Source organism: Arthrobacter sp. Dra40 (assembly GCF_059091905.1).
On record NZ_JBNHHB010000001.1, the window covers coordinates 263427 to 273376 of the forward strand.

General features: G+C 67.6%; 13 protein-coding genes. 3 read left to right on the top strand and 10 right to left on the bottom strand.

The window, feature by feature from the left end:
• Positions 1-59: 59 nt before the first annotated feature.
• The 3 genes from AC5RWT_RS01370 to AC5RWT_RS01380 all read right to left on the bottom strand — a co-directional run bounded on the left by AC5RWT_RS01370 (position 60) and on the right by AC5RWT_RS01380 (position 2403).
• Positions 60-1412, bottom strand: a complete 1353-nt coding sequence (locus AC5RWT_RS01370; protein WP_494078818.1) for an MFS transporter — start codon at positions 1410-1412, stop codon at positions 60-62.
• A complete protein-coding gene (locus AC5RWT_RS01375; RefSeq protein WP_494078819.1) occupies positions 1409-1696 on the bottom strand; it encodes a GNAT family N-acetyltransferase in 288 nt (95 codons plus the stop codon). The genes AC5RWT_RS01370 and AC5RWT_RS01375 overlap by 4 nt, the downstream gene beginning before the upstream one ends.
• Before the next feature lie 104 nt (positions 1697-1800).
• On the bottom strand, positions 1801-2403 hold the full coding sequence (locus AC5RWT_RS01380) for a TetR/AcrR family transcriptional regulator (RefSeq protein WP_494078820.1): 603 nt from the start codon (positions 2401-2403) through the stop codon (positions 1801-1803).
• A gap of 99 nt (positions 2404-2502) precedes the next feature.
• Here AC5RWT_RS01380 and AC5RWT_RS01385 point away from each other — a divergent pair, with 99 nt between their 5' ends.
• The 3 genes from AC5RWT_RS01385 (at position 2503) to AC5RWT_RS01395 (ending at position 3856) form a co-directional block, all read left to right on the top strand.
• Complete coding sequence (locus tag AC5RWT_RS01385) at positions 2503-2664, top strand: hypothetical protein (protein WP_494078821.1); 162 nt, start codon at positions 2503-2505, stop codon at positions 2662-2664.
• A gap of 119 nt (positions 2665-2783) precedes the next feature.
• Positions 2784-3239 (top strand): hypothetical protein, encoded by a 456-nt coding sequence (locus AC5RWT_RS01390; RefSeq protein WP_494078822.1) that lies wholly within the window; start codon positions 2784-2786, stop codon positions 3237-3239.
• A gap of 53 nt (positions 3240-3292) precedes the next feature.
• Positions 3293-3856, top strand: coding sequence for a dihydrofolate reductase family protein (locus tag AC5RWT_RS01395; protein WP_494078823.1), 564 nt, complete (start codon positions 3293-3295; stop codon positions 3854-3856).
• 78 nt (positions 3857-3934) lie between these two features.
• Here the strand turns inward: AC5RWT_RS01395 and AC5RWT_RS01400 are convergent, their stop codons facing one another.
• From AC5RWT_RS01400 to AC5RWT_RS01430, 7 genes are all read right to left on the bottom strand, one after another.
• Positions 3935-4783: a ComEA family DNA-binding protein gene (locus tag AC5RWT_RS01400; protein ID WP_494078824.1), complete on the bottom strand. Its 849-nt coding sequence runs from the start codon at positions 4781-4783 to the stop codon at positions 3935-3937.
• Positions 4783-5640: a ComEA family DNA-binding protein gene (locus tag AC5RWT_RS01405; RefSeq protein ID WP_494078825.1), complete on the bottom strand. Its 858-nt coding sequence runs from the start codon at positions 5638-5640 to the stop codon at positions 4783-4785. Before AC5RWT_RS01405 ends, AC5RWT_RS01400 begins: the two co-directional genes overlap by 1 nt.
• Entirely contained in the window at positions 5627-6106 is a 480-nt protein-coding gene (locus AC5RWT_RS01410; protein WP_494044533.1) for a hypothetical protein, read from the bottom strand. Before AC5RWT_RS01410 ends, AC5RWT_RS01405 begins: the two co-directional genes overlap by 14 nt.
• Positions 6103-6963: a 4Fe-4S single cluster domain-containing protein gene (locus AC5RWT_RS01415; protein ID WP_494078826.1), complete on the bottom strand. Its 861-nt coding sequence runs from the start codon at positions 6961-6963 to the stop codon at positions 6103-6105. The genes AC5RWT_RS01410 and AC5RWT_RS01415 overlap by 4 nt, the downstream gene beginning before the upstream one ends.
• Positions 6947-7156 carry a DUF2997 domain-containing protein gene (locus AC5RWT_RS01420; RefSeq protein ID WP_494044535.1) on the bottom strand — a complete coding sequence of 70 codons (210 nt, stop codon included), beginning with the start codon at positions 7154-7156 and terminating at the stop codon, positions 6947-6949. Before AC5RWT_RS01420 ends, AC5RWT_RS01415 begins: the two co-directional genes overlap by 17 nt.
• Positions 7157-7183: 27 nt before the next feature.
• The gene (locus AC5RWT_RS01425; protein ID WP_494078827.1) at positions 7184-8830 is read right to left on the bottom strand and encodes an AAA family ATPase; all 1647 of its coding nucleotides are present in this window, start codon (positions 8828-8830) and stop codon (positions 7184-7186) included.
• A gap of 67 nt (positions 8831-8897) precedes the next feature.
• Positions 8898-9737 carry a hypothetical protein gene (locus AC5RWT_RS01430; protein ID WP_494078828.1) on the bottom strand — a complete coding sequence of 280 codons (840 nt, stop codon included), beginning with the start codon at positions 9735-9737 and terminating at the stop codon, positions 8898-8900.
• Between the last annotated feature and the right edge of the window lie 213 nt (positions 9738-9950).

Consider the following 9950-nt stretch of genomic DNA (forward strand, 5'->3'; position numbering starts at 1 on the left):
TCCGCCTGATGGTGGAAGGGCGCATTTGGGTTCGGGAGGCATCCAGGTGACTGCCCGAATTAGAGCAGTTCGGCGCCCTTAGTCTCGGGGGAGAAGCGAGCCATCCACAGCACCGCGATCAGCACCAAGACGCCGGCAATGGCGAACGACCACGCAAGGCCCAGATAGGGCCACATGACCGATGCAAAGATGAGCGGGCCGAAGCCGGCGCCAACGCGGGAGAACGTCGACGCCCAGCCGAAGCCCGACCCGCGCAGTTCGGTGGGGTAGAGCTCGGAGACATAGGTATACAGCACGGGAATGGCGATCTGCACGACCATGCCGTAGACCAGCAGCAGGGCCACCACCGCCGGGGGAACGTCGATGAGGAGTGCGACGACGACGAGCGCCAGCGCCGACAACGGGCCGGTGATGGCGAGGATCCACTTCCGGCCGGTCTTCTCGACGAAGTAGGCGGCGATGATGACGCCCACCAGGCCGACGGCGGCCATGCCGGCCGTGGTGAGGAAGGCCCGCGCTGCGGCGAATCCGGCGTCGATGAGGATAATCGGCATCCAGGTCAGGGCCAGGTAGTAGACCAGCAGGATGCTGAAGAACAGGGCCCAGGCCGCCGTCGTAATTTTCCAGTTGAATTTCCAGATGGCTTTGAACTGCACCAGGACGTTGACGGCGGACAAGCGCGGTGCTTCGCCCGCTTCGGGCAGCCGCCATTCACGAACGGTGCCGCCGGTCCGCTCGATCATGCCGTTGATGACTTGTTCGGCCTCCGCCGTTCGGCCGCGGCTGACCAGATAGAGCGGGGATTCGGGCACCGACCTGCGGACCCAGAAGACCAGCAGGGCGGGCAGGACCATGATCAGCATGGTGAAGCGCCAGTCGGCCACGGTGGCCATGATGATGGCGGAGACGAAACCGCAAAGCGCGGCGCCGACGGGCCACCAGCCGTCCATGGCGGTGAGGACGCGGCCGCGCAGCCGGCGCGGGGTGAATTCGCCGACCAGCGCGTAGTCAACGGGTACGCAGCCGCCCAGCCCGAAGCCGGCGATGAACCGGAACACGCAGAACCAGACGATGTCCGGTGCGAAGGCCCCGCAGACCGTGAACACGGAGAAGACCAGCAAGGTGGCGGTGAACGCCGTCTTGCGGCCGATGAGGTCGGCGATTGACCCCCAGATGAAGGCACCGAGGGCCATGCCGATCAGATTCGCAGTGCCGATCCAAGCGGCTTGGGCCGGAACGAGGTCCCAGTGGTCGGACAGCAACGGGATCAGGACGCCGTTGAGCGTGACGTCCCAGGCATCGAACATGAAGCCGAGCCCGCCGAGTAGGAAAATCTTGCCTTGGACCCGCCAGCGCCAGGGAAGTTCCTGCACGACCTGGTCGCCGGTGGGCAGGGAAGCGGTCTGCGTCATTCATGGCCTTCCAACGGAGTTGCTACAAACTTTAGTCGCGTCGGGGTCGGCGTCGGCACCGGTCGCTGAATGGCCTTCTGTTTGGCGGCTTCGCGCAACACTGCGGCCATGGCCGCTCGTCCGACGCCGCGACCACGGGCGCCCCGCGTCACCCAGATGCCCGTCTCCAGGACGACCCGCTCGTCTACGACCACGGCCCAGGAGACCTCGCCGGCTGGCCCGGCCAGCCCGGTGCTCCGGTCACACTCAACAATTCGGAAGTCGCTCCACTGCACGATGGCCATGCGGGACGTTCATTGCGATCTGGGCCGGCCCTTCACGATGGAGGTCAATCATGCGCCGATTGTGCTTCCTCTTTCGGTCAGGTCGCGGATCGTCCGAAGAGCCCTCATGAGGTCGCCGCCGGGGCATCGGGGCCACGGTGAGCGACGATGTCGAGTAGCCGATCGACGAGACGTGCCGCCTCCGCCTCGGCCATCGCTTCGGTGAATAGGGCATAGAAGTACAAGGGCGCCACGACCAGCTCGAGCAGTTCCGCCAGCGTTGGCACGGATTCGCCGCGCGCCTCTGACTGGTCGATCATCGACTGCAGTTGACGTTCGCGTTCGGCGAACGCCGGGGAAGCCTGACGCCGTTCTCCCGGACGGATCTCCAGGACCACGGCCCGAAGGATCAGCGGGACGTTCCCATCCCTCAACGATTTCGCGACCGCCGCGGCATAGATGTGGAGGTCATCGCGCAGGGAGCCGGTGCAGGGAAGCGACGCGGTCGTGGCCGACCACTCGTTGACCACGTCATTCAGCAGGGCCGACATCGTCCCCCACCTCCGGTAGATCGTGGCTTGGTGCACCCCTGACACCTCGGCCACCAGCGGGATGCTCAACTCCTCCCACGAGCGCGTTTCCAACAGCTCGAGCGCGGCCGCGTGAACGGCGGAGCGTACGCGAGCCGACCGTCCTCCGGGGCGCTGCATGGTTCGTCCCTGGTCCATCCCTGAATCATAACGCGAATTCTCTTGCATTAATCCTCATCCCAGCGTAACGTCGCTGATGCGAGAATGTTCGCGTTACCACGAACTGAGGGTTGTGTCATGAAGCCACAGGTTTTCAGGTTGGTCGGCCACTACTTCGAGATGGTGTTGCCGATGTTCGTCGCCATGCTCCTGCGCCGCGAGGACTACTCGCACCACCACAGGACCGGGCCAGTGTGGAACCGGCGGAAGGGTCGGATCGTGAAGGTCGCGGCGCCATGACATCGACGAATCGATCAACGACCGTGGCCGCCGATGGTGCCCGTGTTCGGCGGCCGGTACTAGGGTATTGGCCCGCAGCATTGGGGTTGGCCGCTGCGACGTTTCAGATCGTAACCGGGGTGGCCGCCGATGCGGTGGCCATCACGGTGGCGGCCGCGGCCAGCTGCTACCTGGCCGCCGCAGCGCTCGGTCGACCTTGGGCCGCTTGGGCCGGAATCCCCGTCGCGTCGGTCGTGGTCGCCGTCAGCGAGATTACCGGCCTCTCCTGGTGGGTGGGCCTGGCGGGCTTCGCGGCCGTGCTGGTCGTCGCCGGCGTGCTGCGCCGGGCCCAGGCCCATCCCCTCACTGCCCAGGGGCTGGCGATGCTCGGCTTCGGCGGCGTGGCCGTCGTCGCCGTCCTGGTCTCCCCACGTCTAGGCCTCGCTTTGGCCGGTGTCGCCTTGGCCAGCCACGCCGCATGGGACTACGTGCACTGGCGGCGCAACACGGTGGTCCCGCGGTCGCTGGCCGAGTTCTGCTTCGTGCTTGACATCCCGTTCGGCGTCGCGGCCATCGTGCTGGCCATTGCCGGATGACTCGGCCGCGCCCGGTCTATACGCTGGAGCACCACTGACGGAAGGCTGGCGCCATGCGGAAACTGATCTACGGCATGAACCTGACACTGGACGGCTACATCGCCGCGCCCGGCGACGACCTCGGCTGGAGCGGGCCGAGCGACGAGCTGTTTCAGTGGTGGCTCGACCAGGAGCGGGCGGTCGGCCTGTTGCTGTATGGGCGCAAGCTGTGGGAGGCCATGAGGTCCCACTGGCCGACCGGCGACCAGCAGCCCAATGCCACCCCGGCGCAGATCGAGTTCGCGCGGAACTGGCGGGACACGCCGAAGGTGGTGTTCTCCTCGACGATCGACGAGGTCGACTGGAACACCCGCCTGGTCACCGGCGACGCTGTAGCAGAGATCAGCCGACTTAAGGCCGACGACGGCGAGCCGATGAGGGTTGGTGGTGCAACGCTCGCCGGGGCGGCCATGCGGGCCGGGCTAATCGACGAGTACACAATCGTGACCCATCCGGTCCTGGTGGGCGGCGGCACGCCGTTCTTCACCGCGCTGGACAGCTGGGTGAACCTGGATTTAGTGGAGACGCGGACCTTTCCCGGCGGCGTGGTCCTCACCAGGTACGAGACGAGACGCTGAGCGCAATTCTTCCGGCGGTGGGGGAAATAGATCCACCACCCGCGGCCCCACATCACTGACGGTTAGGCGCGGAAGGCCTCAGTAGTCCACGATCCGTCCGAACGACGGCGGTGTCTGCGGCGGGCGTCCGCAGACGATACGGCCGCGCAGCCGCTGGAAGATGTGCGGCGCCAGATCCAGGGCGGCAGCGAAATCCTGTTCCGAGGTGAAGGCGCCGCGCTTCTTCCTGGCCTCGACCGCTTTCTGGGCCAGAGCCCGGGAGAATCCCGGCAGGGATTCCAGCTCGTTGGCGGTGGCAGTGTTGACGTCGACGGTATCCAGCGCTGCGGCGGCACGCGCCGAAGAGGCAACACTTGCCGGGTTCGAATGCGGTGCGGGTGGCCCGCCGGCAGCGGCCCCGGTGCTGGCAGAGGCCGCCGAGCCCCGGCGCGGCGAGCGGGATTTCCTAGACACCCCGGCTCCCGGTGCCTTGGCTCTGTTGCGGGAACCGGCACGGGGCGCCGGCTTGCCGTTGGCTCCGCGAGCCCGGTCACGCGGCTGGCGCCGGGTATTGAGCTGGCTGCCGGAGCGAGCCCCGGTGGTGCGCCCAGTGGTGCGGGGCGGCTGGGCCGCGGTGCGGTCACGGTCCCACTTGAACCGTAGGTACTCGGGATTGATGGCCACGGCAAAGCTGCTGCCGGCCAGCCAGCAGGTCAAGAGCAGCCACGTTGCGACCTCTTCCTGCACCCCGGTGCCGTCAAGCAGCGCCAGGGCCACTCCGCTGAGGGTGATGTGGACCAGACCGATGATCCACCACAGCGGCCGCCTCGCCCGCGAACCGACCACCAGCAAGGCGGCCCCGCCCAGGAACCCGAAGGTCCCCGCGGGCACCAGCACCCAGAGGCTCTGGCGCAGATTCCATCCCAGGGTGGGTTGGGCAGGCGCCATCAGTAATCCACCGACCTTCCAAAAGATGCCGGCATGGTCGGCGGGAGTTTGCAGACCACCAGCGGAAGCAACACCACCAGGTCAGGTTGCGAAATCCCCAGTGCGGCGCCGAAATCTTCTACCGAGCGGAACGGTCCGCGCTCGTTGCGCAGCCGGACGGCCTTGCGTGCCTTGTGCCTGCTGATTCCGTTCAGCTTCTGCAACGCTGCCGCAGACGCGCTATTGATGTCCACAGGATCGGCGGGAGGCCGCGAAGTCCCGGCTGCGTGGGGAGCGGCGCTGCCGGCGTAGTAACTGGCGGCGTCGAGCCCGGGAGCGTTGAGGAGCTCGGCGGCCCAGTTTGCAGGGGCAGGGGCGGGGCCAGAGCGGGGAGCAGGGGCAAGTGCCGTGCCGGGATGGAAGGGAGCGGCTGCAGCACCGGGGTGACGGCGGAACAGTGCGCGGACGGGGGGCATCGCCGTCGTGCTGTCCATGGCAGTGTCCGGGGATGACATGCGTAGGAGGGCAGCCCACAGGCTGCCGGAGGAGCGCGAGGCGTGGGCCCAGCGATCGCGCAGCCAGGCATGATTGATGCCCAGCGCGTGCACGGAGCAGATGGCCCAGATCAGCACGCGGGCGGTGCGCCCTGGTTGTTCGTTCATGAAGAGCGAAACCACCAGCACCACCAGGTAGAAAGCGCCGGCAGACATCCAAGCGGCACGGCGGGCCAGCAAACCGATGATGATGAAACCGGCCCAGCTCAGGAACCCGATTCCGAGCAGCGGCACCAGCAACCACAGACTGCCGGCAACCAGCCAGAGGAGCGGCGGCTTGCCCGTCCGGCCGGTGATGGCAGGGGATTGGTCAGCGGCGGACATTCAGGACCATGGTGACGCTTTGGTCTTCTTCGACCGTCTCCGACGCGAGTTCCAAGCCCGCGGTGTGCGCCCGTTCGCGCAGCTTCCGGACCACCGCCTGCTGGACCCTCCGGGCGTAGGCGTCGTCGATGGCCTGGACGATTTCGGCCGCCCGCCGCCGGTCAACGTCCTCACCGCTGAAGTGGACCTGCCAGATGCCTTCGGCGTCGCGCTCGAACACCGCGGTGGCGTCCGTCCAAGCGGCCTCGATCGAGTCCTTCGCGGCACGGGTGACCTGGGCCTGCGTGTCCGCCAGGGCAGCCTGCAGCAAGTCCAGGTCCCGCATGCGGGTGCGCACCTGGACCTGCGGCACCGCTGCTTCCTGGGCCTTGGCCGCTTCACGGTTCTGGGCTCTGTTGTCGATGGCGCTGTTGACGGCGGCGACGGCGGCGATGGCGGCGGGGATGAGCAGCACGGAAACACTCATGGGGTTTCTCCTGGTCGGGTGCCGGCCGGGACCGGGCGGGACGTGGCGGGGTCAAGAGCGTGGCGGGACGCGCTGCGGCGGGTGGCAGCCGCGCCGGACATGCCGGGCCTGTCGGCGCGAGCCCTGGCGCCGGGCCGGTCGGCGCGGGTGCCCAGATCGGCCAGCAGGGCGTCCAGTTGGTCATCGGAGGCCCAGCCGTTCAGCCCGACGGTGCCGTCGGGTGCAATCCGGATCTCGATCCGGTCCGGCTGGACGCCGATGTCCTCCAGCAGGTCCCGGTAGCGGCCGGTCAGCGCGGTCAGGCCCTGGTTGGTGGAACCGATCCACGGCCGCTGCAGGTCAGGGCGGTCCTGCAGATAGGGGCCGTCGGCCAGCAGATCGGTGGCGGCCAGCAGGCCGGCGATGTCCTCCCGGTTCGCCGCCCAGCGCTGCAGGTCCTGGTGCCGGTAGCCCGTGAAGGTCATCACCGACAGCCCGGCGTCCCGGAAGGAACGCGCGACGACGGCGCTGGCCGCCGCCTGCTCGAAGGGTTCGCCGCCCAGCAGGGTCAGCCCTTGGGATCCGGCAGCCACTGCCTGCTGAACCATGTCGGCAGCGAGTTCCGCGGTCGAAACGAGGTCTGCGCCGCGGTCCGCCCAGAGGTGCGGGTTGAAGCAGCCGGGGCACCGGATGGAGCAGCCTTGCAGCCAGAGCGCAGCCCGCCGGCCGGGCCCCTCGGCGTCCGTGGCCGGAAGGAACCGCGCATACCGGATGGTTTCGGCATCGGTTCGCGCCGGGACCGAGCCGTTGTTGATCCGGGACTCCGGTGCCAGTCCGGCCAGCTGGTCGGGCGCAGCGGGGCTAGTCTGCCGACTCATTGTGTACGTAGTCGCTGGCGGTGACCGCGGTGCGGGCGTAGTCCTCGGTGTAGGAGCTGGAGACGGTTTCCGCTTCCAGCAGGTCTTCCAGCACCGTGATGTAGTCCAGGCAGTCGCTGCCGAAGATGTTGCGGGTTTCGGCCGCCACGGTGCCGTCGGGTCCGACCGTGACAATGAGTTGTTGCTGGTCCATCGCTTCTCCTTCGGAATCGGGTGCTGGCTAGAAGTCCACGGTGCGGCCGCCACGGACCGGCTGGCCCGACGATACGGCCGGCCGGGTGCCGGCGGGTGGCCGCGGATCGGCCGGATGCGGGGTACCGGTGTCCAGGTCCTCGCTGCCGGTGGCGCCGACCGCCCGCAACGCCGCCCATTGCCGGATGGCACTGACTTCCTCCGCCTGGGTGATGGCCAGCGGGATCATGTTGGACACGGCGCGCTGCAGGTCGGCCAGAAGTACGTGGCGGTGTTCGGCGTAGGCGTCGAAGAGCGCGGCGATCACGGCCTGCTCGATCTCAGCGCCGGAGTAGTTCTCCGAAGCGCCGGCGAGGAGCTCGACGGCGGCTGGATCGTCGGCGATGGCGCCCAGCTGGTTGGCCGGGGTGCTCTGGCCGGCCATCTGGATTTGCCAGATCACCCGGCGTTCCGCGTCGCTGGGCAGGTCTACGAAGAAGATCTCATCGAACCGGCCCTTGCGCATGAACTCCGGCGGCAGCCGGTCGATGTTGTTGGCGGTGGCGACGACGAACACCGGATGGCGTTTCTCCTGCATCCAGGTCAGGAAGGACGCGAAGACCCGGGCGGAGGTGCCCGAATCGCCTTCGCCGTTGGTGCCGGCGAAGCCCTTCTCGATCTCGTCGATCCACAGGATGGCGGGGGAAATGGCTTCGGCGGTGGCGATGGCGTTTCGCATGTTCTGCTCGCTGGAGCCGACCAGCCCGGAGAAGACCCGGCCGATGTCCATGCGCAGCAGCGGCAGCCCCCAGCCCGAGGCCATCGCCTTGGCGGTCAGGGACTTCCCGCAGCCGGGGACGCCGGTGATCAGCACGCCCTTGGGGGAGGGGAGGCCGAAGTCTGCTGCGGCATCGAGCCAGGAGCCCTTCCGTTTGGCCAGCCAGCGCTTGAGGTTGTTCAGGCCGCCGACCTCATCCAGGCTGATCTTGACGTCCACGTAGTCCAACAGACCGGACTTGCGGATGGTCTGGCGCTTTTCGTCCAGCACTACCCGGACATCGTCGGCGGTCAGCTCGCCGTCGTCGACCATCGCGCGGGCAAAGGCGTTCTCGGCTTCCGCCATGGTCAGGCCGAGCGCCGCCTGGACCATGTTCTCTTGGTCGGCTTCGCTGAGCGCGACCTTGATCCGTCCGCCGTCGGAATTTTGGTTGATCATGTGGGTGAGCATGGCCCGGATCTCGTCATGGCTGGGCAGCGGAAAGTCCACCAGCGTGACGGCCTTGTCCAGCTCGGGCGGAATCCGCAGCAGCGGGGCCACGATGATCAGCACCCGTCCGGCGCTGCCCTGCCGGAAGACGGCGGAGATTTCGCGGACTTTCCGGACCACCTCGGGGTCCGCCGGGCGCTGGTCGGTGCCGAAATAGGCGTGCAGGTCGAAGAAGATGAAAACGCCTGGGTCGTGCGTGCCGAGCACCCGGTCCAGGGCCCGCGCCGGGGCGGTGGTGTTGGACTGCTGGCCGTCGCTGGGGGAGATCAGCCCGCTGCTGGCATTCCACGTCCATACCGGCCGCGGCGTGCGCAGGGCGGCGGCGCACTTGAGCACTTCGGCGTGCACCCGTGCTTCTTCGTGGCTCTCCACGTACAGCACCGGGATGCGGGCCTTGAACGCCTGGTCAAGCGTTTCGGCAAACGACATGGGTGTCTCCCCTTAAAGGAACTGACTCGGGATCTGGCTCTACCTTAGGCCCAGTTCAGGCGTGGCCTCAGCGTCCCACGCGGAAGCTCCACTGGCCGTCGGTGGTGTCCACCAGGAAATAGGTCACCGGGTACGGCTGCCAGGAGAACCTGGTGGAGCTGCTGCCGATCTTGTTGACCACCAGGTTCCGGCGCGATTCCTGCCAGGTATAGACGGCGATGTTGGCTTCCCCCTGATAGGTGAATTCGGCCAGCACTTCCTCGCCCTCATAGCGCACCAAGGCCGGGCCGTTACCGGAGGCCGTGCCGTCTTCCAGCTCGGCATAGGGGACCGGCCGGACCTCCAGCTGCCAGTCGCCTTCAGCTTCGATGGTAAGGGTGAACTTGTCTCGTGCCGGGGCCAGGAGCGCGGCGGCCGGTTCGGCCCGGTCGGCGGAGCTGTAGAGGAAGTGGACCGGCCACTCCGGGTTGCCCGGATCGTCCACAGCCACGCTGACATCGACGCCGCTGTTGACGACGATCTCGAACGGGCCGCTGTACCCGGCCGGCCGCTGGTAATCAATCGCGGCATTGCCGGATCCCGAATAACTGCCGGCCCGGTCGGATTGCGCCGGGGTTTGGCCCTCCGGCGCAGCCCCGGCGCTCGCGGCAGTCCCACTGTCCCCGTCAGTCCCATTGTCCGCATCGCCGCCGGGGACGGGCGCGTCGCCGTCGCCGGTCTCTGCTGCCGGTTCTGCCGCCGAATGTGCGGGGGAATCTTGGTCCCAGTCGGCGCTGAACAGGTGCGGCAGCAGCCGTGGTGCGGCAAAGGCCAATGCTCCGCCGAGGATCAGGAGCCCGACCAGCCACACCGCCAGTGAGAAGCGCCCGATCCGCAGTGCTGCGTCCTCCGCCGCCGGTGCTGACATGTTCTTCCGTTCTCCTTCTGCTGCCTTCATGAGGTTACCCACACCGCGGGCCGGCTTCACAGTCGGGGCCGGAGAGGGGCCCGGCGCTAGACTTGAGGCATCCCCGAAGCCATCCATCCTTGGAGATTTGCGTGAGCTTGAAGCAGCTTGACCGTGTTCCCATCCGCCGTGCGTTGATCTCGGTGTACGACAAGACCGGGCTGGAGGAGCTGG